This window comes from Streptomyces sp. NPDC026515 (genome assembly GCF_055567595.1).
This window is the reverse complement of record NZ_JBVHQD010000011.1, coordinates 128,186-154,455: the sequence shown is the minus strand read 5'-3', so window position 1 is coordinate 154,455 and position 26,270 is coordinate 128,186. Positions and strand designations below refer to the sequence as shown.

Genomic DNA, 26,270 nt, shown 5'->3' with positions numbered 1-26,270 from the left:
GCACGGCAAGGCAGAGAAGGGGCGTAAGGGCAATGAAGGGCACTGTTGGTGAGCTGGGGGAGTTCGGGCTCATCAGGGAGCTCACCTCCCGTCTCACCACCACTCCGGCGGTCCGGGTCGGCCCCGGCGACGACGCCGCGGTGGTCGCCGCGCCCGACCGCAGGGTCGTGGCGAGCACCGACATCCTGCTGGAGGGCCGGCACTTCCGCCGCGACTGGTCCACGGCCTACGACGTGGGCCGCAAGGCGGCCGCCCAGAACCTCGCGGACATCGCCGCCATGGGTGCCGTGCCGACCGCGTTGCTGCTCGGCCTGGTCGTCCCCGCCGAACTGCCGGTGACCTGGCCCAGCGAACTGATGGACGGCATCCGGGACGAGTGCCAGGTGGCCGGTGCCTCGGTGGTCGGCGGGGACGTGGTCCGGGGCGACACGATCATGGTCTCCATCACCGCGCTCGGCGATCTGCGCAACCAGGAGCCGGTCACCCGGGCCGGCGCCCAGCCCGGTGACCTGGTGGCCGTCACCGGCTGGCTGGGCTGGTCCGCGGCCGGGTACGCGGTACTCTCCCGGGGCTTCCGGTCGCCGCGCGCCTTCGTGGAGGCGCACCGCCGCCCCGAGCCGCCGTACCACGCCGGCCCGGCCGCCGCGGGCCTCGGCGCCACCGCGATGTGCGACGTCAGCGACGGACTGATCGCCGACCTCGGCCACATCGCGGAGGCCAGCAAGGTGCGGATCGACATCCGCTCCGGCGCGATCGACGTCCCGACCCAGATGAACGACATCGGCCAGGCCGTCGGTGTCGATCCCATCCAGTGGGTGCTGACCGGCGGCGAGGACCACGCGATCGTGGCGACCTTCCCGCCGGACGTGAAGCTGCCCGCCCGCTGGAAGGTGATCGGCGAGGTCCTCAACCCGTCGGCGCTGCCTCAGGTGACCGTCGACGGGGCGCCCTGGACCAGCAAGGGCGGCTGGGACCACTTCGGGGACATCGAGTCATGACGCTCCCGCGGGTGCTGACGGTCGCGGGCTCCGACTCCGGTGGCGGGGCCGGGATCCAGGCCGACCTGAAGACGATGCTGGCACTGGGCGTGCACGGCATGAGCGTGATCACGGCGGTCACCGCGCAGAACTCCGTGGGCGTGCAGGGCGCTTGGGAGCTGCCGGTGGCGGCTGTGCGGGCCCAGTACCGCAGCGTGGCCGACGACATCGGCGTGGACGCGGTGAAGACCGGGATGCTCGCCTCGGCCGAACTCGTCGAGACGGTGGCGGAGTTGATCGCCGGTACCGACGCGCCCGTGGTCGTCGACCCGGTGGGGGTCTCCAAGCACGGCGACTCCCTGCTCGCGGCCTCCGCGCTGGACTCGGTGCGCACCAAGCTCCTCCCGCTGGCCACCGTGGCCACCCCCAACCTGGACGAGGTGGCCCAACTCACCGGCGTCCAGGTCGAGTCGGAGTCGGATCTGCGCCGGGCCGCGGCGGCCGTGCTGGCGTACGGGCCGCGCTGGGTGCTGATCAAGGGCGGGCATCTGCCGGGCGACGCCGTGGACCTGCTCACGGACGGCACCGACGAGTTCCGGCTGCGCGTACCCCGGCACGACAACCGGCACACGCACGGCACGGGCTGCACCCTCGCGTCCGCGATCGCCTCGCAGCTCGCGAAGGGACAGTCCGTGCCGGAGGCGGTGGCGGCGGCCAAGGAGTACGTCACCGGGGCGATCGCCGCCGGGTTCGCGCTCGGCGCCGGGATCGGGCCGGTGGACCACGGCTGGGCCCTGGACCGGGACCCTCGGTAGGGGTACTCCCGCGGCTCGACGCGGGTGGCCGTCTTCTCCGCCGTCCTCTTGGGGAAACGGGCCGGCGGGCGGCACCCGGCACCCCGCGGTCCCGGACATCCTCTGGCGCCCCCTGGCGAAGTCCCGGATCCACGTCTCGTACCCGGCGAACGCCGTGCCGCGGCCACCGCCCGCGAGGGCCGGCCCACCGGCGAGAAGACGGGCACCGACGACCGCCACACCGCGCCGACGGGGACCCGGAAGCAGGCCTGCCCGAAGATGGGTACGGCAAAAAGCCGGTCCACCCTCGGGTGGACCGGCTCAGTGCGGCGAACCGGCTGTGGCCGCGCGCTAGCAGCAGTGCGTCAGCGCGAGACCTTGCCGGCCTTGATGCACGAGGTGCAGGCGTTCACGCGCTTCGGCGTCCCGCCGACCACGGTACGCACACGCTGGATGTTCGGGTTCCAGCGACGGGACGTACGGCGGTGCGAGTGCGAGATGTTGTTGCCGAAGCCCGGCCCCTTGCCGCAGACGTCGCAGTTGGCAGCCACGGGTCACTCCAAAGACTTCAGATGCACTTACGGTTGGATCCCGGCTTGCCGGGATCGAGATCCAGGGATCTGAGATCTTGAGTGGCGTTGCCAGGGGTAATGGCCCGATCGGATCGGGCAACCGGAGCAGCATACAACGGCCGCGACGGTTAGACGAAACTAGCATGGCAGCTCAGGGGCCCGCTCACGGCCCACTTCCGGTGGACGCCCTTGCGGGGTCTACGCTGCGACCACATCGGGCCAGCTCAAGGAGGCGCAGGTGGCGCAGGTGCCGCAGACATTCTTCGATGCTCTCGCGGTACGCACCTGGTGCGGTCTCGCGCTCGGGGCGATCGGCCGGGCACGCGAGGAGATCGACGCGATCAACGTCTATCCGGTGGCCGACGGCGACACGGGCACGAACCTCTATCTGACGGTGGAGTCGGCCGCCGGGGCCGTGGAGGCCGTCTTCGCCGGCTACGAGCTGGGCGAGGAGGTCCCCACCCTGGCCGACGCCGTCCGCGCGATGGCGCACGGCGCGCTGATAGGCGCGCGCGGCAACTCCGGCACGATCCTGGCCCAGCTCCTGCGCGGCATGGCCCAGGTCCTCACCAAGGGTGAGACGACTCACAGCGAGGGCGAGCGGCTGCGGCTCGCCCTGCGGCACGCCGCCGACGCCGCCCGTCAGGCCGTGGCCCACCCCGTGGAGGGCACCGTGCTGTCGGTCGCCACGGCGGCGGCCGACGCGGCCCACGCGGCCGAGGGCGACGGCGGGGCGGTCGTCCGGGCCGCCTACGAGGGCGCGTGCGAGGCGCTCGCCAGGACCCCGGGGCAGCTGGCCGTGCTGGAGCGGGCCGGCGTGGTGGACGCGGGCGGGCGGGGCCTGGTCGCGGTGCTCGGGGCGCTGGTGGAGGCGTTCACGGGGGAGACGCCGACGGCTTTCGACCTGCACGCGTACGGAGCGCTCCCGGTCGCACGCGCGCGCGTGGACGCCGTTTCCGACGCCCGGGCCGAGGCGTGCGCCCAGTCGGCCACGGGCCCCGCCTTCGAGGTCATCTACCTCCTGGAGGCCGAGGACGCCGCGGTGGTGCGGCTGCGAGCCCGGCTCGACGCGCTCGGTGACTCCCTGGTCGTGGTCGGCGGCGACGGTCTGTGGAACGTCCACGTGCACGTCGACGACGCCGGTGCCGCCGTGGAGGCGGGCGTCGAGGCGGGCCGGCCGCACCGGATCCGGATCACGCACTTCGGCGCGGGGGACGTGCACACCGGCGCGGAGCCGCCGCGCGAGCGGGTGCAGCGGGCCGTGGTGGCCGTGGTGCCGGGAGAGGGGCTGGTCGGGCTGTACGGCGAGTCCGGCGCGACCACCGTGCTCGCGCGCCCCGGGGAGCCGCCCGCCAGCGGGGAGCTGGTGGACGCCGTGCGACGGGCCCACGCGCGCGAGGTGGTGCTGCTGCCCAACGACGCCGACCTGCGGCACACGGCGGCCGCGGCGGCCGAGCAGGTCCGTGCGGAGGGCATCCGGGTCGCCCTCATCCCGACCCGCTCCGCGGTCCAGGGCATCGCCGCGCTCGCGGTGCACCAGCCGGACCGCCGCTTCGACGAGGACGTCGTCCAGATGACCTCGGCGGCCGGTGCCACCCGCTACGCCGAGGTCGTGGTCGCGGAACGGCAGTCCTGGACCATGGCCGGCATCTGCCAGGCCGGTGACGTGCTCGGCCTGATCGACGGTGACGTGGCGGTGATCGGGTCGGACGTGACCGCCACCGCCGAGAGCGTCCTGGACCGCATGCTCCAGGCCGGCGGCGAACTGGTCACCCTCGTCCTCGGCGCCGAGGCGCCCGAAGGCGTCAGCGAACGCCTCCAGGCACGGGTGCGCGAGGCCTACCTCGCCGTCGACACGGTGGTCTACGACGGCGGCCGGCAGGGGGCCCCGCTCCTCATCGGCGTCGAGTGAGCCCGCCGGGCACGCCTCCTCACGCCTCCGTGGGCTCCAGCAGCTGCCGGGCCTCCGCCCGCCGGGCCCGGACCGTCTCGTCGTCCGGGTCGGCGCCCTCGTAGGCGTCCAGCACCGCACGCGCGCGTGCCGCCGCGTCGGCCGGCCGGCTCAGGTCGGCCTCCAGCCAGCCCGCCGCGAGTTCGGCGCCGGTACGGCTGTGCAGCGCGTCCGCGCCCAGCTCGGCGAAGACGGCGATCGCGGCCGTCGTCTCGGCCAGCGCCGCCTCGAACGCGTCCTGGATCGCCGCGTCCTGCGCGTCCTCGGACACGGACCGGGCCAGCAGATCTCCGAACTGCCGGTGGGTGTGGCCCAGTTCACCGGCGAGCCGGTCCCGGGCCGCCGGGTCCCGGAGCCCCTTCAGTGCCGTCTCGCACTCCGTCACCGCGGCCGTCATCAGGCGCCGCGCGCCCGCCGTCCCGGCCTCCGTGCGCAGCGCCAGCCACGCCCGGGCCCGCAGTGAGCGGACCAGGAAGTGCACGTTGCCCATCGCCCGCCACAGCTCGCCCGCGCGCGTGTACGCCCGGTCCGCCTCGGCGGCCAGGCCCGCGTTGCCCAGCGACTCGGCGGCCAGGTGCGCGAGGGTGGCGTGGTCGTGCTGCTCGGGCCAGTGCCGGGCGATCTCGGCCGCCTGGAGCCGCCGTTCGGCCGCCGCGTGGTGCTCGCCGAGCTCGCTCAGACAGTCCCCGAGCCACCACTGGGTCTGCACGACCGCGCCGTCCCCGTGCGTCTCGGCGCTCAGGTCGGCCAGCGCCGACTCCAGCACCTCGGCGGCCTCCGCGAACCGCCCCTGCCGCAGCAGGAGGCCGCCCAGCTGGTGCCGCGCCCAGGCGCCCAGGGTGGAGCTCTCCCCGGCCTCGTCGGCCCAGTGCGCCGCCTGAAGGGCATGTTCGGCGGCCTCCTCGGCCGCGCCGCGGCCGCCGAGCACCTCGGCCAGCTGGAGATGCAGCTGCGCCCGCCCCACCGGCTCCACGTGCGGGCCGCCGTGCTCCAGGGCCGCGCGCAGCGCGCGCTCCGCCTCGGCCATGTCGCCCTGCTCATGGGCGAGCGCGGCCACCCGCACCTCGTACTCCACCGCGAACCACGGCAGCTTCGCACCGACGAACTGCGCCGACGCCTGCCGGAACAGCTCGCCCGCCCGCTCGCCGTCGCCGGCCTGCTCGGCCAGTTCGGCGAGCATCGCCCGCCCCTCGGCCGCCCGGGACACCAGCCGGACGTCGGAACCGCCGCGCCCGCCGACCAGCGCCAGCAGCTCCCGTACGGCCCGCTCGGCGTCGGCGGTGCCCTCCGACCGCTCGTGGACCCGCCGCATCAGGATCCGCGCCCGGCTCATCAGCACGGACGCCGTCTGCCGTACGCCGGTGGCGTCGTCGGCGTACAGCGCGAGGATCCGGTCGTACGGCTCGCCGATCGCGGCCGTCGCCTCGTCCAGCTCCCCGGACAGCGCGCGGACGTAGGCGGCACGCGCGCGTGCCGCGATCGCCTCGCCCTCGTCACCGGCCTCCGCGTACAGCTCCGCCGCCCGCTCGAACAGCTCGACGCCCTCGGGGCCGCGGCCCATCGCCGTGTGGTCGGCGATCTCCGCGCGGACGTAGGTGTCCACCTCGGCGCCTCCGGCACCCTCGGCGGCCTCCGCCACCGCCGCCCAGACGTCCAGGGCATGCGGCTGGAGGGTGTCCGAGAGCCGGCGCGCCTCGGCGAGCAGCGCGGGCAGCGACGGCCGCTCCGGCGCGGGCGCCCGCACCACCGGCGCGATGGGCCCGGCGGGCGCCGTCCGTGCCGCCCGCACGCCCAGCGGCAGCCGGTCCACCAGCGGCCGCTGGTCCATGCGCTCGCGCAGCTGGTCGCCGACGTGGGAGGTGCCGTTGCGGGCATCGAACCGCGCGGCCAGCTCCAGGGCCTCCGCGCGCGCGTGCCCGGCGAGTTCCGCGGCGGTCCACGCCCGCCCGGCGGGGCCCGGTACCCGCTGCGCACCGAGACCCAGCCCGGCCAGCCGGTCCATCAGCAGCGTCACCACCGCCAGGAAGTCCATCCGGCTGCGCGGCTGCCCGGTGTCCGTGAAGTAGGCGGGACGTTCCGCCAGCAGTTCGAGACCTCGCGCCTCGTTGCCGGTCAGCGCGCAGAACTCCACATGGTCCGCGTACGCGCCCCGCATGCTCTCCATGGGGCGGACGAGACGGAAACCCCGCAGGTGGTGCGCGCGGGCCTCGTCGACCCGGCCGAGCCGCAGCAGCGGGACCAGGGAGGAGGCGAGGACCGTGTGCGGCTCGTGGGCGCAGCTGTACTCGCCCTCCAGGACCGGCCGCCACAGCTGAAGCGCCTCGGCGTCGCGGCCGTTGCGCAGCTGCCAGCCGCCCTGCCCGTGCAGCTCGCACGCGTGGCAGTCGGCCATCCGGTCCCGGTCCGCCGCCAGCCAGGCCGTGTACGCCCGCTCCGCGCGCGGGAAGTCACCGATGTGCGCGGCGACACTGAACTCGGCGCTGCGCACCGCCCGCTCGGAGTGCCCGGCCAGCCGGTAGCGGTGCTCCATCTCGCCCAGCCACTTCTCGACCGAGGCGAGCGGGATGTGCGGCTGGTCGAGCATGCCGGCCGACATCCACTTGAAGACCCAGTGCAGGGAATGCGTCTCGTACTCGTCGAAGTCCCCGGGCCGCTCGTCCCACAGGCGCAGCAGACGCGCGAAGGGGACGAACATCTTGTCCTTCTCGGAGCTGTAGTTGTAGACCTTCAGCTGGTGTCCGAGCGCCTCGATCACGGCGAGCGGGACGTTCAGCTTCTCGGCCTCCGCCAGCAGCTGCTCCGCGCGCGCGTTGCGGGCGGGACCCTCCGGCTCCTCGGAGTTCTCGGCCATCGCGCGGCGCAGCGCGTCGAAGTCCGCGATCCCGCCGGTTTCCTCCATCAGCGGTCACCCTCCCCATGAGTGGCCCACTCCAGGAGGCCGATGAACGAGCGGTTGATCAGCACCGAGTCGGCGGGCCGCAGCGGGCGCTGGGCCATCAGCAGCGCCTGCCCGTAGAGCGATTCGCTCGCGGTGCCGATCAGCTCCGGATCCGTCAGGGAACTGATCCGCCGGATCAGCGGGTTGAGATGGTTGAGCACCAGCCGCGCCCGGGGCGCGCTGCCGCGCAGCGAGCCCAGGATGCCCGCCCACAGGTCGTCGGCCTGTTCCTCGGCCTCCGCACGGGCCTGCTCGTGCCGTGCGGCCCGGTCGTCCAGGTGCAGCGCGGGCACGGAGAGCGGGTGGAAGGCGCGCAGGACGACATCGCACCCCAGCGGGTCCAGCTTCGCCCGCGCGGCCGCGAGAAAGCCCGCCAGCGCCAGCTCCTCCGCCGGATCCACCGCGTCCAGGTGCGCGGTCACGGTGTCCGCGTCCAGCTCGGCGACCACCGTGCCTGGCCGCACCGAGGGCAGCGCCTCGACCAGCTCGCTGTCGTACGTGTAACCGCCGTTGATCACCCCGACGCCCTGCGCGGAGGCGATCGGCGCGACCTGCCGGTACTCCTCGACCGTCCGCGTGAAGTGCACCACCGGGTGGCGCTGTGCGAACTCCTCCAGGGACAGCTGCCCGTCGGTGGTCTCGAAGGGGAGCCACGGCAGCATCGTGCGCAGCATCTCCCGGTCGTGCCGGGCCAGCGACTTCACCCCGAGGTGGTGCACCGACAAGAACGCCGAGAGCCGTTCCGGATCGCCCGCGGCAAGGCCGGTCAGCCAGGACCGAATCCTTTCGCCGAGCGCCTCCCGTACGGCGGCCAGGGTCTCGTCCTCGTACAGCGACTCGCGTGAGGCGGTCGGCCGCAGACTGTCCGTGTCCAGGACGCAGCGCACGAAGAACGCCCAGTCCGGCAGCAGCTGTTCGGCCCGCTCGGTGAGCAGCATGCCCTTGAGGTGCACGCGATGGGTGGCCCGCTGGGCGGGACTCACCGCCGACGGCAGCACGTACGCCACCCCCCGGATCCCGGCCAGCGGCACGTCCAGCGCGATCGAGTCCAGCGGCGCGAAGCCGAACAGCTCCTGACAGTGCCGGGCCAGCGCCACCCGGCGGGTGCCGGGGGAGGGGTACGGCCGGTCCCAGGGCGCGGGCAGGTCGGTGACCGCCTCGTCCCCCACCCGGACGTCGTAGGGCAGCAGCGAACCGAAGTCCCGCGCCAGCGCGAGCACCCGCCGCTCGTCCAGCCACTCCGCCGCGCCCGCCCGCGCCACCAGATGCACGGTGGTGCCGGGCTCGGGCCGCGCCTCGGGCGCCAGCGTCCGCACCGTGTACGACCCGTCGTCGCGCGCCGTCCACTCCACGGGGGGCGCGTCCGGGGTGCGGGCGCTGCGGCTGACCACACGGATCCGTTCGGCGACCACGAAACAGGCCAGCAGTCCGATGCCGAACTGGCCCAGGAAGTCCGAGCGGGCCTCCTGCAGCCCGTCCGACCGCTTGGAGCTGCGCCCGATGGTCGCGAGCAGACCGTGCACGTCCGACTCGGTGAGCCCGACGCCGCTGTCCTCCACCCGCAGGGCGCTGCCGTCGGCGTACAGCCGCACCCGTGCCGGGGCGTCGGGCTGTTCGGCCCGTCTCGCGGTGATCGCGTCCACAGCGTTCTGCAGCAGCTCGCGCAGGTAGACCTTGGGACTGGAGTACAGGTGATGGGAGAGCAGGTCCACCAGACCACGCAGGTCGACCTGGAACGAATGAGGTGGCTGTGATGCCTGGGATGACTGTGAGGTCTGGGAGTCCATCGTCGCTGCGCCGGAGGGGGGAAGAAGACGTGGTCGGCGCGGGGTCGGGCGGTCCCGGGTGGGGTGGTGACCGCGGAAGGATGGCCGGAGCGCGCCATCCTATGACTCAAAACGGCCGCCTGACCAGGGGTTTCCCGAGACATATACGGCATTGTCAGTGGCGTGGTGTGCAATGGATCTCGTGCCCGCACTGGAAGAACCGTTGAAACAACCCCTGAAGTCAGTGCTCGGCCCAGCCACCGCGAAGGTGATGGCCGAGCACCTCGGCCTGCACACGGTCGGCGATCTCCTGCACCACTACCCCCGCAGATACGAGGAGCGCGGCCAGCTCACCCACCTCGCCGACCTGCCCATGGACGAACACGTCACGGTGGTCGCCATGGTGGCCGACGCACGGCTGCACACCTTCGCCTCCGCCAAGGCGCCGCGCGGCAAGGGCCAGCGGCTGGAGGTCACGATCACCGACGGCAGCGGCCGGCTCCAACTGGTCTTCTTCGGCAACGGCGTGCACAAGCCCCACAAGGAACTCCTGCCGGGCACGCGCGCGATGTTCGCCGGCAAGGTCTCGGTCTTCAACCGCCGCCTCCAACTGGCCCACCCGGCCTACGAACTGCTGCGCGGCGACGACCCGGACGAATCGGTGGAGACCTGGGCCGGAACCCTGATCCCGCTCTACCCGGCCACCGCCAAGCTGGAGTCCTGGAAGATCGGCAAGGCCGTCCAGACGGTCCTGCCGAGCGCCCAGGAGGCCCTGGACCCCCTGCCGCCCGCCCTGTGCGAGGGCCGCGGCCTGGTCTCCCTTCCCGAGGCCCTGCTCAAGATCCACCGCCCGCACACCAAGGCGGACGTCGCGCAGGCCCGCGACCGCCTCAAGTGGGACGAGGCCTTCGTCCTCCAGGTCGCCCTCGCCCGCCGCCGCCACACCGACGCCCAACTCCCGGCGGTGGCCCGCAGGCCCCGTCCCGACGGCCTCCTGACGGCCTTCGACGACCGCCTCCCCTTCACCCTCACGGACGGCCAGCAGAAGGTCTCGAAGGAGATCTTCGACGACCTGGCGACGGAGCATCCGATGCACCGGCTCCTGCAGGGCGAGGTCGGCAGCGGAAAGACGCTGGTGGCCCTGCGTGCCATGCTCGCGGTGGTCGACGCGGGCGGCCAGGCGGCCATGCTCGCGCCCACCGAGGTGCTCGCCCAGCAGCACCACCGCTCGATCACCGAGATGATGGGGGAGCTGGCCGAAGGCGGCATGCTGGGCGGTGCCGAGCACGCCACCAAGGTGGTCCTGCTCACCGGCTCGACGGGCACGGCCGCCCGTCGCCAGGCCATGCTCGGCCTCGTCACCGGCGACGCCGGACTGGTGATCGGCACGCACGCGCTGATCGAGGACAAGGTCCAGTTCCACGACCTGGGCCTGGTGGTCGTCGACGAACAGCACCGCTTCGGCGTCGAGCAGCGGGACGCCCTGCGCGGCAAGGGCAAGAAGCCGCCCCACCTGCTCGTCATGACCGCCACCCCGATCCCGCGCACGGTCGCGATGACGGTCTTCGGCGACCTGGAGACCTCCGTGCTGGACCAGCTGCCGGCCGGCCGCTCCCCGATCGCCACCTATGTCGTCCCCGCCGCCGACAAGCCCCACTTCCTGGCCCGAGCCTGGGAGCGGGTGCGGGAGGAGGTCGTGAACGGGCACCAGGCGTACGTCGTCTGCCCCCGCATCGGCGACGAGGAGGACGACCCGAAGAAGGCGAGGAAGTCGGCCGAGGACGAGGCGGAGAAGCGCCCCCCGCTCGCCGTCCTGGACGTGGCCGGCCACCTCGCCAAGGGCCCGCTGAGCGGCCTGCGGGTGGAGGTCCTGCACGGCCGTATGCACCCGGACGACAAGGACGCGGTGATGCGCCGCTTCGCGGCCGGCGACACGGACGTCCTGGTCGCCACCACGGTCATCGAGGTCGGTGTGAACGTCCCCAACGCCACCGCAATGGTGATCATGGACGCCGACCGCTTCGGCGTGTCCCAGCTGCACCAGCTGCGCGGCCGCGTGGGCCGTGGTTCCGCCGCCGGACTCTGTCTGCTGGTCACGGAGATGGCCGAGGCGAGCCCGGCCCGCCAGCGCCTGACGGCCGTCGCCTCGACCCTGGACGGCTTCGAGCTCTCCCGCATCGACCTCGAACAGCGCAGAGAGGGCGATGTCCTCGGCCAGGCCCAGTCGGGAGCCCGCTCCAGCCTCCGCGTCCTGGCGGTGATCGAGGACGAGGAGATCATCGCGGAGGCCCGCGAGGAGGCGACGGCGCTGGTGGCCGGCGACCCGGAGCTGACCGGCCTGACCGGTCTCCGAACGGCCCTGGACGCCCTTCTGGACGAGGAGAGGGAGCAGTACCTGGAGAAGGGCTGAGCCTGACGCGCCCCGAAAGGGTGCTGGGCGACAGGCCACGCCGGACCCGCAGCCGCCGTCGCACCAGGCACCCACCCCGGTCGGCCTGCCAGACTGAACCCGTGAAGCCGCCCCCGAAGAAGGACCCCCCATGACCCGCGTGATCGCCGGCCGGGCAGGCGGACGGCGCCTCTCCGTGCCGCCCGGCACAGGCACCCGCCCCACCTCCGACCGCGCGCGCGAGGGCCTCTTCTCCACCTGGCAGTCCCTCCTCGGCGGCCCCCTGGACGGCGACCGGGTCCTCGACCTCTACGCCGGTTCGGGAGCCGTGGGCCTGGAGGCCCTCTCCCGGGGCGCCGGCCACACCCTCCTCGTGGAGGCCGACCCCCGGGCCGCCCGCGTCGTGCGCGAGAACGTGAGGAACCTGGGCCTGCCCGGCGCCGAGGTGAGGGCGGGCAGAGCGGAACAGATCGTCCGGACACCGGCGCCCGCGCAGCCGTACGACATCGTCTTCCTGGACCCCCCGTACGCGGTCTCGGACGACGATCTTCGGGAGATTCTCCTCACACTCCACTCGGGGGGCTGGCTAGCGCCCGAGGCGCTCGTCACCGTGGAGCGCAGCACCAGAGGCGGTGACTTCCCGTGGCCGGCCGGCTTCGAGGCCCTCCGGTCCCGTCGCTACGGCGAGGGAACGTTTTGGTACGGTCGCGCCGCCTCTACGTGCGAAGACGCACGATGACCGGACCGGAGAGCGAGGGATCACAAGTGCGCCGCGCCGTCTGTCCCGGGTCGTTCGACCCGATCACCAACGGACACCTCGACATCATTGCCCGAGCGTCCCGCCTCTACGACGAGGTCTACGTCGCGGTAATGATCAACAAGTCCAAGAAGGGCCTGTTCGAGATCGACGAGCGGATCGACCTGATCCGCCAGGTCACGGCCGACCACGGGAACGTCCGCGTCGAGGCGTTCCACGGCCTCCTCGTCGACTTCTGCAAGCAGCGTGAGATCCCTGCCATCGTCAAGGGTCTGCGGGCCGTCAGCGACTTCGACTACGAGCTGCAGATGGCCCAGATGAACATCGGTCTGTCGGGCGTGGAGACGCTCTTCGTGCCGACCAACCCCACCTACAGCTTCCTCTCGTCCTCCCTGGTCAAGGAGGTCGCCCAGTGGGGCGGAGACGTGTCGCACCTGGTTCCGGAGCCCGTCTTCGAGGCTCTCAACAAGCGTATTCACCGGGACTGATGGGGCTACAGTCGTCCCGTCCGTCTCCAACACAGCTGTAGAGAGTGGCGAGCGCAGGGTGGACGTACAGAACAAGCTCGACGAGATCGTGGCCACCGTCTCCGGTGCCCGGGCCATGCCCATGTCGGCGTCGTGCGTGGTCAACCGGGCCGACCTGCTCGCGATGCTGGAAGAACTGCGCCAGGCGCTGCCCGGCTCCCTCGCCCAGGCCCAGGAGCTGATCGGCGGCCGTGAGCAGATGGTCGAGCAGGCGCGCATGGAGGCGGAGCGGATCATCGAGACCGCGCACGCCGAGCGCGGTTCGCTGATCTCCGACACCGAGGTGGCCCGCCGTTCCCAGGCGGAGGCCGACCGGATCCTCGGCGAGGCCCGCAGGGAGGCCGAGGAGGTCCGCGCCGACGCGGACGACTACGTCGACTCCAAGCTCGCCAACTTCGAGGTCGTCCTCACCAAGACCCTCGGCTCGGTCGGCCGTGGCCGCGAGAAGCTGCTCGGCACCGGACCCGGCCTCGACGAGCAGGGTTACGAGGACGAGGACGCCCCCGAGCGCAGCCACGACCCGGAGACGCTGCGCCGGGACGCCGACGCCTACGTCGACGTCAAGCTCGGCGCCTTCGAGGCGGTCCTCGCCAAGACCCTGGAGGCCGTCGGCAAGGGCCGCGCCAAGCTGCACGGCCGGATCGCCTCCGACGCCCTCGGCGCCCTGTCCGACGACAACACGACCTTCCAGCACTCCAGCGACGCCGACTACCTCGCCGACCTCGCGGCTCTCGCCGACCAGGACGCCCAGGCGGCGCAGCCCGAGCAGCAGCCGGTCGCCGCCCAGCCGCAGCCGCAGTACGACCGGCAGCCGGCGCAGCAGCCCGTCGCGCAGGACCCGTACGGCTACCCGCAGCAGCAGGACCCCTACGGCGGCTACCCCCAGCAGCAGCCCGCCTACGCGCAGCAGGACCCCTACGGCTACCAGCAGGCCGACCCCTACGCCTACCAGGGCTACGACACCGGCCAGCAGCCCGTCTACGATCCCCAGCAGCAGGCCCAGCACCAGGCGTACGCCCTCGACGAGACCAGCCTCTTCGACACCGGCATGATCACGCCGGAGCAGCTGAGGGCCTACGAGCAGGGCCGCGGCCTGTAGGAAGGGGCCGGAGGACGGCGGATTGGGCCGACAGCGAAAGGTCCAGTATCCTGGCTCTTCGGTCGCGTCCACATCCGCGATCACCGCTGCCCGGAGACGTCTTCCGGACGGCGTCCCTCTGAACTCGAAGATCGAAAGCAGGAATGGCTCCTCACGCACGTCTCGACCACCGCGACCCGTTCGTGTTCGACACGCACGAGCTGGGGCGGCGTCCTGGCGCGCTGCAGCGCCTGACCCGCACGATCGACGCCCCCGAGGACTTCGGTATCAAGGGGGTCATCGGAGTGCCGGAAGGTGCCCCGGTGGAGCTGGACCTCCGTCTCGAGTCGGTCATCGAAGGGGTGCTCGTCACAGGCACCGCCCGTGCACAGGCCGAGGGGGAGTGCGTAAGGTGTCTGGAGCCGGTCGAGCAGGAGCTCGAAGCGGACTTCCAGGAACTGTTCTCGTACCCTGACGCCGACGACCGGGGCCGTGTGATCGCGGAACCGGGCGACGACGCCGAGGACGACGAGGACAGGTACTTCATCGAGGACGGCTTGTTCGACCTCGAACCCGTGCTGCGGGATGCGGTGGTGCTCGCACTGCCGATGCAGCCGGTGTGCCAGGACGACTGTGCGGGACTGTGCTCCGAGTGCGGAGCCCGGCTCGCGGACGACCCGGACCACCACCACGACGCCGTCGACATCCGTTGGGCGGCTTTGCAGGGACTCGCCGGTTCCACCAAGGACGGCGAGAAGGTCGAGATGAGCGGCGCTGACGCGGAAGCGGGCGTCGACGAGAAGCAGGAGAAGTAGCCGTGGCTGTTCCGAAGCGGAAGATGTCGCGCAGCAACACGCGCCACCGCCGGTCGCAGTGGAAGGCTGCGGTCCCCACCCTGGTTGCGTGCGAGCGCTGCCACGAGCCCAAGCTGCAGCACATCGCGTGCCCGTCGTGCGGCACCTACAACAAGCGCCAGGTCCTCGAAGTCTGAGCGGCCAGGTGAGAGGCACTGTGTCCAGTCCCAAGAAGGCGGATGACGCCAAGGCGGATCCATCTGCCAAGAAGAAAACGGACAGCACGGCCTCGTCCCACACGCTTCTGGAAGGGCGGCTCGGCTACAAGCTCGAGTCCGCCCTTCTGGTGCGTGCGCTGACCCACCGTTCCTACGCGTACGAGAACGGCGGCCTGCCGACGAACGAGCGGCTGGAGTTCCTCGGTGACTCCGTCCTCGGCCTCGTCGTCACGGACACGCTGTACAACACCCACCCGGACCTGCCCGAGGGCCAGCTGGCCAAACTCCGGGCAGCGGTGGTGAACTCGCGTGCGCTCGCGGAAGTGGGCCGCGGTCTCGACCTGGGTTCCTTCATCCGGCTCGGCCGCGGTGAAGAGGGCACGGGCGGCCGGGACAAGGCGTCCATCCTTGCCGACACCCTGGAAGCGGTGATCGGCGCGGTCTATCTCGACCAGGGCCTCGACTCGGCGTCCGAGCTGGTACACCGGCTCTTCGACCCGCTGATCGAGAAGTCCTCGAACCTCGGAGCCGGCCTGGACTGGAAGACCAGTCTCCAGGAGCTCACCGCGACGGAGGGCCTCGGCGTGCCCGAGTACCTGGTCACGGAGACCGGCCCCGATCACGAGAAGACCTTCACTGCTGCCGCCCGCGTCGGAGGCGTCTCGTACGGCACCGGCACCGGCCGCAGCAAGAAGGAGGCGGAGCAGCAGGCCGCCGAGTCCGCCTGGCGCGCCATCCGCGCCGCGGCGGACGAGCGGGCCAAGGCCGCCAAGGCGGCAGCGGCAGCCGAACAGGCCGCCGGGGCCGAGGAGGACGACGGCTCGTCGTCCGCCGCCTCCGCCTGAAGAACAGCGCGACGATCCGAGCGCCCGGCCCCTTCGCGGGGCCGGGCGCTCGGACCGTCCAGGGTCCTGCACGGGAGACGCGATGCCCGAATTGCCCGAGGTCGAGGTCGTACGGCGTGGCCTGGAGCGATGGGTCGCCCACCGTGTCGTGGGCGAGACCGAGGTCCTGCACCCGCGTGCCGTACGGCGGCACCTCGCCGGTGCCGACGACTTCACGCACCGGCTCAAGGGCCACCGCGTCGGCACTCCGAGCCGGCGCGGCAAGTACCTGTGGCTGCCGCTGGAGGACACCGGCCAGTCGATCCTCGCCCACCTCGGCATGAGCGGCCAGCTGCTGGTGCAGCCCCATGAGTCACCGGACGAGAAGCACCTCAGGATCCGCGTCAGGTTCGCCGACGGCCTGGGCACCGAACTCCGGTTCGTCGACCAACGGACCTTCGGCGGGCTGTCGTTGCACGACAACACCCTCGACGGGCTGCCGGACGTCATCGCGCACATCGCCCGTGATCCCCTCGACCCGCTCTTCGACGACGAGGCCTTCCACCAGGCGCTGCGCAGGAAGCGATCGACCATCAAGAGGGCGCTGCTCGACCAGTCGCTGATCAGCGGGGTCGGCAACATCTACGCGGACGAGGCGCTCTGGCGGGCCCGGGTCCACTACGAGCGTCCGACGGCCGGCTTCACCCGCCCGCGCACCGCCGAACTCCTCGGCCATGTGCGGGACGTGATGAACGCGGCCCTGGCCGTCGGCGGCACCAGCTTCGACAGTCTCTACGTCAACGTGAACGGCGAGTCGGGATACTTCGACCGCTCGCTGGACGCCTACGGCAGGGAGGGACTGCCCTGCCGGCGCTGCGGTACCCCGATGCGCAGGCGGCCCTGGATGAACCGGTCCAGCTACTTCTGCCCGACGTGTCAGCGGGCGCCGCGCGTCTCGTCGTAGCGTCCGCGGGCGGCCAGCACCTCGTCCATCCGGCTCTCCACGAAGTGGACGACGGACAGCAGGCGGTCGGCGACCTCGCGGCCGAGGGGGGTGAGTTCGTAGTCGACCCGCGGCGGGTTGGTCGGCTGGGCCTCGCGGTGCACCAAACCGTCGCGCTCCAGTGCCTGGAGGGTCTGGGAGAGCATCTTCTCGCTGACGCCGTCCACGCGCCGGCGCAGCTCGTTGAACCGGAACGACCCCTCGTGCAGCGCGCTCAGCGTCAGCCCGCCCCAGCGGCCCATGACGTGTTCGAGCGTGCTGCGCGAGGGACAGGCCCGGGCGAAGGCGTCGTACGCAGGACGCTCTTCCCCGGGACGGTTCTCGGTGCTGATGGTCATGCGTCAAGATTAGGCGAACGCAGCGCTAACCAACAGGGTGCGCTAACCAATGGTTAGCGCACCCTCACGCGGGTGTGCCCCGCAGCACGTGGCTGCGAGGCGCACCCACTGGAGTTCAGTCGACCATCTGCCCGTCGTACGAGCCGCCCTTGCAGAGGTTGGTCGCCCCTGGCCTTTCACGGATTGCCTCGGTTGGGACACCAATCAGCTTGATGTTCCTCCGTATGGGCGACACGTCATGTTGGGCCGTTCGGGTGACAGTGCGGGCGGATGCGTCTGTCGGCCACCGCCGTGGGATCTTCGCTCACATCCGCGGCGGGCGGCCCGGAATCCGGCCAGGACGATTCCCGGACCCACCGGCCCGCGGTTATCTCAGTAGCCGAAGTCCTGCGTCCACCAGGGGCCGCCCGAACCGAGGTGCACGCCGACCCCGAGGGTCTTGAAGTCGCAGTTCAGTATGTTGGCGCGGTGGCCCTCGCTGTTCATCCAGGCGTCCATGACGGCCTCGGCGGTGGCCTGGCCCCGGGCTATGTTCTCGCCGCCCAGGTTGGATATGCCGACGGCCGCGGCCCGGTCCCACGGCGTCCTGCCGTCCGGGTCGGTGTGGTCGAAGAAGTCCCGCGCGGCCATGTCCTCGCTGAACGACTCGGCCAGCCCGGTCAGCGAGGAGTTCACGGACACCGCGCTGCAGCCGACCTTGGCCCGCTCCTCGTTCACCAGCTTGAGCACCTCGGCCTCGGCGGCGGCCGCCTCGGAGACGGTGACCGGCACCGCGGTCTTCACCGGCGCCCTGGTGGCCGTCTTGGCGGGCGCGGGCGTCGCCTTGCCGGACGGCGTGGCGCTGGGCTCCTGCTGCTCGGACGCCGTCTTCGCCGGCGCGGGTGAGGCGGAGGTGGACGCCGGAGCGGACGCGGCGGCCGTCTCGGTGGGCGAGCCGGAACGCTGGGTGTCCCGGCTGGTCGAGGAGCCGGTGTCCCGGCTCTGGGCGCTGCCGGAGGTGCCGCCCTGCTCGGCGGCCGTGTTGCTGGGCACCCCGTCGGCCTGCACCCGGTCGTCGCCGGTGGTGCTGGTGTTCCCGCCGAGCCTGTAGTTCTCCAGGCCCGGCACCACGCCGGTGGCCACCGCGACGGTGCCGATGGCGACGGCCGCCGAGACTCCGAGCAGGCCGGTGCGCATGGGCCGGGCGCCGGCCTTCTTCTTGCGCCGGTGTCCGCTGCCGGCCGCCGGGGAGCCGCCGATGACCGGGGCGAACTCCTCGGTGGAGAAGAGGGCCGTGCCGTCGGCCCGGGCGTAGTCGTCGTGGGTCTCGTACAGGTAGGCGGAGCTGCGCGCGTTGGCGTCGGCGTAAGCCTCCTGGTGCAGGTAGGCCGCGGTACCCGTCCCGAAACGGAGACCCGCGTACGACTCCTGCGGGTCGAGGCCGCCCGTGTAGGGGCCGTCGTTCTCCGTGCCCCCCATGGCGCGGCCCGTGGCGGCGCGGCCGGCGGCGGAGCGTCGGTGGCGTCCCATGTCCTTGCCCTCTTCCCTCGTCCTCGCGGTAGCGGTCGACCAGGGGCCGGTGTGGCCGATGACTCCTTCTGGTCGACCAGCCTCACTCGATCGAGTGAGTTTCAGATGAGATTCATTGGGTCGGGACGGTACCGCATGGCGGTGGGGGCGGAAGCGTTCCGCGTGACATTGGCCGTTAGGTTGCACTCATGAGCGAGGATGTGCGGCTGGTCGCCTGGGTTCGTGGCCGGGTACAGGGTGTCGGTTTCCGCTGGTTCACACGGGCCAGGGCGCTGGAGATCGGCGGCCTGAGCGGTTTTGCCCTGAATCTGGGCGACGGCCGCGTACAGGTGGTCGCCGAGGGCTCCCGGACGGGGTGCGAAAGCCTGCTCGACTGGCTCCAGGGCGATGACACGCCCGGGCGGGTGGAGGGTGTCACCGAGATCTGGGACACACCCCGCGGCGGCTACGACGGCTTCGCCATCCGCTGACCCCGTCCCGCGCAGACCCGCGGGCGCAACCCTCGTGACCTGCCACCGGCATGTGCACAAAGTGGGAATGGCCTGGTGGTTGCCAAGAATCGCATGTCGTGGCAGGCTCCGCGGATAAAGCTGATCGCCGTGCTCCGAGGGCCCCGCGGGAGTCGCGGCGCCGCCGGTCCTGAGCCGCGCGTGCCCGGGTTCGCCCGCCAATACAGGGCGTGATCGTGTTGACCGTCAAACTTTTTGGTGAGACGCTGAAAGCCCCGCGCACCTTAGCTGTTTGGCATGGAGCAACAGGCGAGTAACACTCGGATGTGTCAAGCACCGCGGGTGCGATTCCCTCACGACCCACACCGCTACGGTCGGTCACTCAGTGTGGAGGACCATCCATCATGGCAAAGGCGCTTCTCGGTTACGTCGGCGGCTCTGACCCGCGACTCCTCGCCGAGATGCGACGGCTCCAGCAGCGTGTCCAGGACCTCGAATCCGAGCTCGTACGGATTCAGGCAGAGAACGACGCGCTGACGGCTGCCGCTTCTCCCGACAGGATCATGGAGAGCATCGACGCAAACCAGGCGGAGCCTGCGCTCACCTGATCGCTGCATCGCTCCACAACAGCACATGCGGCGGTCGGGCAGCCTTTTCAACCGCTACGTTGTCAAGATCTGCAAGGGACGCCCCGGCGTCCCTTCTTTTCTTCCTGCTCTCCTGGTATGCCCCCGCGCCCCCGCGTCCGGCACCTTCCAGCCCCGCGCATCCTTTCACCTTCTTTAACGTCTGATGTGCCCTGCATGTTCATGCGCGAAACCGCGAGGTTGCGAGGGGTCGTGGAGTGCGGTAGCGCCGCCGGGTAAAGTCCAACGGCGTGCATCTCAAGGCCCTGACCCTTCGCGGGTTCAAGTCGTTCGCCTCGGCGACCACGCTCCGGTTCGAACCGGGGATCACGTGCGTCGTCGGTCCGAACGGCTCGGGCAAGTCCAACGTCGTGGACGCGCTCACCTGGGTCATGGGCGAGCACAGCGCCAAGTCGCTGCGCGGCGGCAAGATGGAGGACGTCATCTTCGCCGGCACCACCGGTCGCCCCCCGCTGGGCCGCGCCGAGGTGTCCCTGACCATCGACAACTCCGACGGCGCGCTGCCCATCGAGTACGCCGAGGTCACCATCACGCGGATCATGTTCCGCAACGGCGGCAGCGAATACCAGATCAACGGCGACACCTGCCGCCTCCTGGACATCCAGGAACTGCTCTCCGACTCCGGCATCGGCCGCGAGATGCACGTCATCGTCGGCCAGGGCCAGCTCGACTCCGTCCTGCACGCGGACCCGATGGGCCGCCGGGCCTTCATCGAGGAGGCGGCCGGTGTCCTCAAGCACCGCAAGCGCAAGGAGAAGGCCCTCCGCAAGCTGGACGCGATGCAGGCCAACCTCGCCCGCGTGCAGGACCTGACCGACGAGCTGCGACGTCAGCTGAAGCCACTCGGCCGCCAGGCGGCGGTGGCTCGCCGGGCCGCCGTCATCCAGGCCGACCTGCGCGACGCCCGCCTGCGCCTGCTCGCCGACGACCTCGTACGACTGCGCCAGGCGCTGCAGAGCGAGATCGCCGACGAGGCTGCCCTCAAGGAACGCAAGGAGGCCGCCGAGCAGGAGCTGAAGAAGGCCCTCCAGCGCGAGGCGCTCCTGGAGGACGAGGTGCGGCAGCTCAGCCCGCGCCTGCAGCGTGCCCAGCAGACCTGGTACGAGCTGTCGCAGCTTGCCGAGCGGGTGCGCGGCACCATCTCGCTGGCCGACGCCCGGGTGAAGAGCGCCACCTCCGCGCCGCCCGAGGAACGGCGCGGCCGCGACCCCGAGGACATGGAGCGCGAGGCCCACCGCATCCGTGAGCAGGAGGCCGAGCTGGAGGCGGCCCTGGAGGCGGCCCAGCACGCCCTCGACGACACCGTCGCGCACCGCGCCGAACTGGAGCGCGAACTGGCCGTGGAGGAACGGCGCCTGAAGGACGTCGCCCGCTCCATCGCCGACCGCCGGGAGAGCCTGGCCCGGCTGAACGGCCAGGTCAACGCCGCCCGTTCCCGGGCCGGCTCGGCCCAGGCGGAGATCGACCGGCTGGCCGCCGCCCGTGACGAGGCACAGGAACGGGCGGTGTCGGCACAGGAGGAGTACGAGGCACTCAAAGCCGAGGTCGACGGACTCGACGCCGGTGACGAGGAACTGGCCGCACAGCACGACCGGGCCAGACACCGGCTCGCCGAGGCGGAGGCGGCCCTGACCGCGGCCCGCGAGGCGACCACCGCGGCGGAACGCAGGCGCGCCGCGACCCAGGCCCGTCACGAGGCGCTGGCGCTCGGCCTGCGCCGCAAGGACGGCACCGGCATACTGCTCGGCGCCCGGGACCGCCTCACCGGTGTCCTCGGCCCGGCGGCCGAACTGCTCACGGTGACCCCGGGCCACGAGACGGCCCTGGCGGCGGCCTTCGGCACCGCGGCCGACGCCGTCGCGATGACGGCTCCCGCGTCGGCGGCCGACGCGATCCGCCTGCTGCGCAAACAGGACGGGGGCCGAGCGGCCCTGCTGCTGTCGGGAGCCCCCGAGACGCCCCGGCCCGAAGCGCCCCACAGGGGCGCGGGGAACGGCGGGACCGGCCACGACGTACCCGCGGCCGACCGGCGGCCTCCGGCGGCACCCCCCGCCGGGCACTTCGCGGCCGACCTGGTGCGGGGCCCGGCCGACCTGATGCCCGCCGTACGGCGGCTGCTCCGCGACATCGTCGTCGTCGACACCCTCGAGGCCGCCGAGGAGCTCGTCTACCGCCACCCCCACCTCACCGCCGTCACCGCCGAAGGCGACCTCCTCGGCGCGCACTTCGCGCACGGCGGCTCCGCGGGCGCCCCCAGCCTCCTCGAAGTACAGGCGTCCGTCGACGAGGCGGCCGCCGAACTGGAGGAGCTGGCGGTCCGCTGCGAGGCGCTGGCCGAGGCCCAGCGGACGGCCCAGGAGTATCGCAAGGACTGCACCGCCGAGGTCGAGGAGCTGGCGGAACGCCGCCGCGCCGCCGACCGGGAGAAGTCGGCCGTGGCCCAGCAGCTCGGCGGCCTCGCCGGACAGGCGCGCGGCGCGGCAGGTGAGGCGGAACGGTCCACGGCGGCGGCCGCCCGGGCCCAGGATTCCCTCGACAAGGCCCTGGAAGAGGTCGAGGTACTGGCCGAGCGGCTCGCGGTGGCCGAGGAGATGCCGGTCGAGGAGGAGCCGGACACCTCGGCCCGGGACCGTCTCGCCGCCGACGGCGCCAACGCCCGCCAGACCGAGATGGAGGCCCGCCTCCAGGTCCGTACCCACGAGGAGCGGGTCAAGGGTCTCGCCGGCCGCGCCGACTCCCTGGACCGCGCCGCCCGCGCGGAACGCGAGGCACGCGCGCGTGCGGAACAGCGCCGGGCCCGGCTGCGCCACGAGGCCGCGGTCGCGGAGGCCGTCGCCGCCGGCGCCCGCCAGCTGCTCGCCCACGTCGAGGTCTCGGCCGGCCGGGCCGACCGGGAACGCGCCGCCGCCGAGGCCGCGAAGGCCCGGCGCGAGCAGGAACTGGCCGCCGCCCGCACCACCGGCCGCGACCTCAAGGCGGAACTCGACAAACTCACGGATTCAGTTCACCGGGGTGAGGTACTCGGCGCCGAGAAGCGGCTGCGGATCGAGCAGCTGGAGACCAAGGCGCTGGAGGAACTCGGTGTCGAACCGGCGGGACTCGTCGACGAGTACGGACCGCACCAACCGGTGCCGCCCTCGCCCCCCGCCGAGGGCGAGGTGCTGCCGGAGGACCCCGAGCACCCGCGCAACCAGCCCAAGTCGTTCCACCGGGCCGAACAGGAACGCCGGCTCAAGGCGGCCGAGCGGGCCTACCAGCAGCTGGGCAAGGTCAACCCGCTCGCCCTCGAGGAGTTCGCGGCCCTTGAGGAACGGCACAAGTTCCTCAGCGAGCAGCTGGAGGACCTGAAGAAGACCCGCACCGACCTGCTTCAGGTGGTGAAGGAGGTCGACGAGCGTGTCGAGCAGGTCTTCACGGAGGCCTTCCGGGACACCGCCCGCGAGTTCGAGGGCGTCTTCAGCAGGCTCTTCCCGGGCGGCGAGGGACGGCTGATCCTGACCGACCCCGACAACATGCTCACCACGGGCGTGGACGTCGAGGCCCGGCCGCCGGGCAAGAAGGTCAAGCGGCTCTCCCTGCTCTCGGGCGGCGAGCGTTCGCTGACCGCCGTGGCGATGCTGGTGTCGATTTTCAAGGCGCGGCCCAGCCCGTTCTACGTCATGGACGAGGTCGAGGCGGCCCTGGACGACACCAACCTCCAGCGGCTGATCCGCATCATGCAGGAGCTCCAGGAGTCCTCCCAGCTGATCGTGATCACCCACCAGAAGCGCACGATGGAGGTCGCGGACGCGCTGTACGGCGTGTCCATGCAGGGCGACGGTGTGTCCAAGGTCATCAGCCAGCGGCTTCGCTGACGCCGGGTCTCGGCGGGGTTCCCTCCGGGTGCGGTGCGGTGCGGTGCGTCCGTGGCCGGTTGCGCGCATCCCCGCGCCCTTGGGGAGATCATCTGCCCATCTTCTTCAAGAAGTGAACGCATCTCTCTTGCGTGGTATCTGCAACTTCACACCGTACCGACTATTGACTTCGAAACTTGAAGGCATAGTCTCTGCAACGTTGCTTTTACCTTCAGGTGTGAGCGGTGTGGAGTTCTGCGCCACTCGACCTGAGAGGGCTCACCCCCCACCCCCGGCAGCGCTGCCGGGTGGCCCGAGGAGTTTTCTGTGACCAGCACTGCGCAGGCACCCCGTTCAGGAGCCGGGACGGCTCACCCCGATCATCTCGGGCATGTCATCTTCATCGCGGCGGCCGCCGCGATGGGCGGTTTCCTCTTCGGCTACGACAGCTCCGTCATCAACGGTGCCGTCGAGGCCATCCGAAGCCGCTATGACGTCGGGTCCGCCGCCCTGGCCCAGGTCATCGCCATCGCCCTGATCGGCTGTGCCATCGGCGCCGCGACCGCCGGCCGGATAGCCGACCGGATCGGCCGTATCCGCTGCATGCAGATCGCCGCCGTGCTGTTCACCATCAGCGCCGTCGGTTCGGCGCTGCCCTTCGCCCTGTGGGACCTGGCCTTCTGGCGGATCATCGGCGGCTTCGCCATCGGTATGGCCTCCGTGATCGGCCCCGCCTACATCGCCGAGGTCGCCCCGCCCGCCTACCGGGGCCGCCTCGGTTCCTTCCAGCAGGCCGCGATCGTCGTCGGTATCGCCATCTCCCAGCTGGTCAACTGGGGTCTGCTCAACGCCGCCGACGGCGACCAGCGCGGCAAGCTGATGGGCCTGGAGGCCTGGCAGGTCATGCTGGGCGTCATGGTGGTCCCGGCCGTCCTGTACGGTCTGCTCTCCTTCGCCATCCCCGAGTCCCCGCGTTTCCTGCTCTCCGTCGGCAAGCGTGAGCGCGCCCGCGAGATCCTCGAAGAGGTCGAGGGCGGCAAGGTCGACCTGGACGCCCGCGTCGCCGAGATCGAGCACGCGATGAAGAGCGAGCACAAGTCGACGTTCAAGGACCTGCTCGGCGGCTCCTTCTTCTTCAAGCCGATCGTCTGGGTCGGCATCGGTCTCTCGGTCTTCCAGCAGTTCGTCGGCATCAACGTCGCGTTCTACTACTCCTCGACCCTGTGGCAGTCGGTCGGCGTGGACCCGGCGGACTCGTTCTTCTACTCCTTCACGACGTCGATCATCAACATCATCGGCACCGTGATCGCGATGATCTTCGTGGACCGGATCGGCCGCAAGCCGCTCGCCCTCATCGGCTCGGTCGGCATGGTCGTCGGTCTCGCCCTGGAGGCCTGGGCCTTCTCCTACCACCTGGTCGACGGCAAGCTCCCGGCCGCGCAGGGCTGGACCGCGCTGGTGGCCGCGCACATCTTCGTCCTCTTCTTCGCCCTGTCCTGGGGTGTCGTCGTCTGGGTCTTCCTCGGCGAGATGTTCCCGAACCGGATCCGTGCCGCCGCGCTCGGCGTGGCCGCCTCCGCGCAGTGGATCGCCAACTGGGCCATCACCGCGAGCTTCCCGTCGCTGGCCGACTGGAACCTCTCCGGCACCTATGTGATCTACACGGTCTTCGCGGCCCTCTCCATCCCGTTCGTCCTCAAGTACGTCAAGGAGACGAAGGGCAAGTCCCTGGAGGAGATGGGCTGACCTCGCCCCGAGGTCCCCGACTCGAGGAGAGGGGCCAAGTCCCCGCTGCCCCTCTCCTCGTATCCCCCCCCCGTCGCCCCGCCCGGTCACTGCCCGGGCGGGGCGACGGTCCGTTTCGGCACGGCGGTCCTGCCTAGGCCCCCAGCGCCGGAAGTACGGACTCCCCGAACAGACGCAGGCTTCGCCAGCCCTCCTCCACGGGCATGCCGCCCGCCAGCGGGTGCAGCACCAGGTTGTCCAGCCCCGCCGCCACGCACTCCTGCGGCGTGAGGATGCGGTAGACGCCCTCCGCGCGGAGTTCCTCCACCGTCGTGGCCGCCGAGCGCACCGCCGAGCGGATGTCCCCCGACTGCCAGGACGCGTACGTCCGCGCCTCGTGCAGGAAGTGCTGCCCGTACCGGGCCCACGCCCGGTCGGGATCCTCGGCGATGTGCAGCAGCGGCGTCTCCTGCGTGGGCATCATCGTCCAGCCCTCGGTGCCGTACTCGGTGAGCTTCTCCTTGTAGTACGCCTCCAGCTCGGGCAGATGCGCGCTGGGGAAGAACGGCAGGCCGAGCCGGGCGGCACGGCGGGCGGCGGCCTGGGAGGAGCCGCCGACCAGCAGCAGCGGGTGCGGCTCGGTGAAGGGCCGCGGTGTGACCCGTACGGTACGGCCCCGGTACTCGAACTCCTCCCCGGTCCACGCCTTGAGCAGCGTCTCCAGCACTTCGTCCTGCAACCGCCCCCGCCGTTTCCACTCCACGTCGAACAGGGCGTACTCCTCCGGCCGGTAACCGATCCCGGCCACCGTCACCAGCCGCCCCCCGCTGAGCAGATCGAGCACCGCGATGTCCTCCGCCAGCCGCAGCGGGTCGTGCAGCGGGCCGATCACCGCCGACACGGTCACCGCGATGTTCCGCGTGGCTCCGAAGACGGCGCCCGCGAAGGCGAACGGCGACGGCAGCCAGTTGTTGTCCACCCCGTGGTGTTCCTCGGTCTGGACGGTGGTGACCCCGTGTTCGTCGGCGTACGCGGCCATCTCCACGGCGGCCCGGTAGCGGGCGCCCAGGGAGGCGGAGTCGGCTCCGGGCTCGACGAGGTTGAAGCGAACGACCGAGACGGGCATGGGAGTTCCCCTTCACCTAGGGCCTGCCGTGTGGATCACGGCGCAGACGCGTGGT

General features: G+C 71.7%; 21 protein-coding genes. 15 read left to right on the top strand and 6 right to left on the bottom strand.

Annotated features, from left to right (window positions below; translation table 11 throughout):
• Nucleotides 1-32: 32 nt before the first annotated feature.
• Both ACZ4O3_RS24125 and thiD read left to right on the top strand, forming a co-directional pair.
• Entirely contained in the window at nucleotides 33-998 is a 966-nt protein-coding gene (locus ACZ4O3_RS24125) for a thiamine-phosphate kinase (protein ID WP_046733970.1), read from the top strand.
• Complete coding sequence (gene thiD, locus ACZ4O3_RS24120; RefSeq protein WP_467724178.1) at nucleotides 995-1,792, top strand: bifunctional hydroxymethylpyrimidine kinase/phosphomethylpyrimidine kinase; 798 nt, start codon at nucleotides 995-997, stop codon at nucleotides 1,790-1,792. Before ACZ4O3_RS24125 ends, thiD begins: the two co-directional genes overlap by 4 nt.
• 344 nt (nucleotides 1,793-2,136) lie before the next feature.
• On the opposite strand, the gene rpmB is transcribed toward thiD, so the two are convergent.
• Nucleotides 2,137-2,322 (bottom strand): 50S ribosomal protein L28, encoded by a 186-nt coding sequence (gene rpmB, locus ACZ4O3_RS24115; protein WP_003993230.1) that lies wholly within the window; start codon nucleotides 2,320-2,322, stop codon nucleotides 2,137-2,139.
• Nucleotides 2,323-2,581: 259 nt separating this feature from the next.
• Between rpmB and ACZ4O3_RS24110 the strand changes: the two genes are divergently transcribed.
• Nucleotides 2,582-4,255, top strand: a complete 1,674-nt coding sequence (locus ACZ4O3_RS24110; protein WP_467724176.1) for a DAK2 domain-containing protein — start codon at nucleotides 2,582-2,584, stop codon at nucleotides 4,253-4,255.
• 19 nt (nucleotides 4,256-4,274) lie between these two features.
• Here the strand turns inward: ACZ4O3_RS24110 and ACZ4O3_RS24105 are convergent, their stop codons facing one another.
• The gene (locus ACZ4O3_RS24105; RefSeq protein ID WP_467724174.1) at nucleotides 4,275-7,193 is read right to left on the bottom strand and encodes a tetratricopeptide repeat protein; all 2,919 of its coding nucleotides are present in this window, start codon (nucleotides 7,191-7,193) and stop codon (nucleotides 4,275-4,277) included.
• Entirely contained in the window at nucleotides 7,193-9,019 is a 1,827-nt protein-coding gene (locus ACZ4O3_RS24100) for an HSP90 family protein (protein ID WP_362721231.1), read from the bottom strand. Before ACZ4O3_RS24100 ends, ACZ4O3_RS24105 begins: the two co-directional genes overlap by 1 nt.
• A gap of 172 nt (nucleotides 9,020-9,191) precedes the next feature.
• Here ACZ4O3_RS24100 and recG point away from each other — a divergent pair, with 172 nt between their 5' ends.
• From recG to mutM, 8 genes are all read left to right on the top strand, one after another.
• Nucleotides 9,192-11,408 carry an ATP-dependent DNA helicase RecG gene (gene recG, locus ACZ4O3_RS24095; RefSeq protein ID WP_467724172.1) on the top strand — a complete coding sequence of 739 codons (2,217 nt, stop codon included), beginning with the start codon at nucleotides 9,192-9,194 and terminating at the stop codon, nucleotides 11,406-11,408.
• 130 nt (nucleotides 11,409-11,538) lie between these two features.
• Complete coding sequence (gene rsmD / locus ACZ4O3_RS24090) at nucleotides 11,539-12,126, top strand: 16S rRNA (guanine(966)-N(2))-methyltransferase RsmD (RefSeq protein ID WP_362721236.1); 588 nt, start codon at nucleotides 11,539-11,541, stop codon at nucleotides 12,124-12,126.
• A gap of 26 nt (nucleotides 12,127-12,152) precedes the next feature.
• Nucleotides 12,153-12,632, top strand: a complete 480-nt coding sequence (gene coaD, locus ACZ4O3_RS24085; protein WP_362721239.1) for a pantetheine-phosphate adenylyltransferase — start codon at nucleotides 12,153-12,155, stop codon at nucleotides 12,630-12,632.
• Nucleotides 12,633-12,690: 58 nt separating this feature from the next.
• A complete protein-coding gene (locus tag ACZ4O3_RS24080) occupies nucleotides 12,691-13,770 on the top strand; it encodes an ATP synthase F0 subunit B (protein ID WP_467724170.1) in 1,080 nt (359 codons plus the stop codon).
• A 143-nt stretch (nucleotides 13,771-13,913) separates the two neighbouring features.
• On the top strand, nucleotides 13,914-14,564 hold the full coding sequence (locus ACZ4O3_RS24075; RefSeq protein WP_384995316.1) for a YceD family protein: 651 nt from the start codon (nucleotides 13,914-13,916) through the stop codon (nucleotides 14,562-14,564).
• Nucleotides 14,565-14,566: 2 nt separating this feature from the next.
• Entirely contained in the window at nucleotides 14,567-14,740 is a 174-nt protein-coding gene (gene rpmF, locus ACZ4O3_RS24070) for a 50S ribosomal protein L32 (RefSeq protein WP_007493396.1), read from the top strand.
• Between the two features lie 8 nt (nucleotides 14,741-14,748).
• On the top strand, nucleotides 14,749-15,606 hold the full coding sequence (rnc, locus tag ACZ4O3_RS24065) for a ribonuclease III (protein ID WP_362721248.1): 858 nt from the start codon (nucleotides 14,749-14,751) through the stop codon (nucleotides 15,604-15,606).
• An 82-nt stretch (nucleotides 15,607-15,688) separates the two neighbouring features.
• A complete protein-coding gene (gene mutM, locus ACZ4O3_RS24060) occupies nucleotides 15,689-16,549 on the top strand; it encodes a bifunctional DNA-formamidopyrimidine glycosylase/DNA-(apurinic or apyrimidinic site) lyase (protein ID WP_362724981.1) in 861 nt (286 codons plus the stop codon).
• On the opposite strand, the gene ACZ4O3_RS24055 is transcribed toward mutM, so the two are convergent.
• Together ACZ4O3_RS24055 and ACZ4O3_RS24050 are read right to left on the bottom strand one after the other, a co-directional pair.
• Complete coding sequence (locus ACZ4O3_RS24055; RefSeq protein ID WP_362724978.1) at nucleotides 16,522-16,926, bottom strand: winged helix-turn-helix transcriptional regulator; 405 nt, start codon at nucleotides 16,924-16,926, stop codon at nucleotides 16,522-16,524. The genes mutM and ACZ4O3_RS24055 overlap by 28 nt on opposite strands.
• 372 nt (nucleotides 16,927-17,298) lie before the next feature.
• Entirely contained in the window at nucleotides 17,299-18,435 is a 1,137-nt protein-coding gene (locus ACZ4O3_RS24050; RefSeq protein ID WP_467724168.1) for a CAP domain-containing protein, read from the bottom strand.
• 188 nt (nucleotides 18,436-18,623) lie between these two features.
• On the opposite strand from ACZ4O3_RS24050, the gene ACZ4O3_RS24045 reads away from it, so the two are divergent.
• The 4 genes from ACZ4O3_RS24045 to ACZ4O3_RS24030 all read left to right on the top strand — a co-directional run bounded on the left by ACZ4O3_RS24045 (nucleotide 18,624) and on the right by ACZ4O3_RS24030 (nucleotide 25,110).
• Nucleotides 18,624-18,905, top strand: coding sequence for an acylphosphatase (locus ACZ4O3_RS24045; protein WP_384995328.1), 282 nt, complete (start codon nucleotides 18,624-18,626; stop codon nucleotides 18,903-18,905).
• A 383-nt stretch (nucleotides 18,906-19,288) separates the two neighbouring features.
• On the top strand, nucleotides 19,289-19,492 hold the full coding sequence (locus tag ACZ4O3_RS24040) for a hypothetical protein (RefSeq protein ID WP_093498859.1): 204 nt from the start codon (nucleotides 19,289-19,291) through the stop codon (nucleotides 19,490-19,492).
• A 269-nt stretch (nucleotides 19,493-19,761) separates the two neighbouring features.
• Complete coding sequence (gene smc / locus ACZ4O3_RS24035) at nucleotides 19,762-23,385, top strand: chromosome segregation protein SMC (protein ID WP_467724166.1); 3,624 nt, start codon at nucleotides 19,762-19,764, stop codon at nucleotides 23,383-23,385.
• Between the two features lie 306 nt (nucleotides 23,386-23,691).
• Nucleotides 23,692-25,110, top strand: coding sequence for a sugar porter family MFS transporter (locus tag ACZ4O3_RS24030; protein WP_362730364.1), 1,419 nt, complete (start codon nucleotides 23,692-23,694; stop codon nucleotides 25,108-25,110).
• Nucleotides 25,111-25,243: 133 nt separating this feature from the next.
• Here the strand turns inward: ACZ4O3_RS24030 and ACZ4O3_RS24025 are convergent, their stop codons facing one another.
• Complete coding sequence (locus tag ACZ4O3_RS24025) at nucleotides 25,244-26,215, bottom strand: LLM class flavin-dependent oxidoreductase (RefSeq protein WP_467724164.1); 972 nt, start codon at nucleotides 26,213-26,215, stop codon at nucleotides 25,244-25,246.
• Nucleotides 26,216-26,270 lie beyond the last annotated feature (55 nt).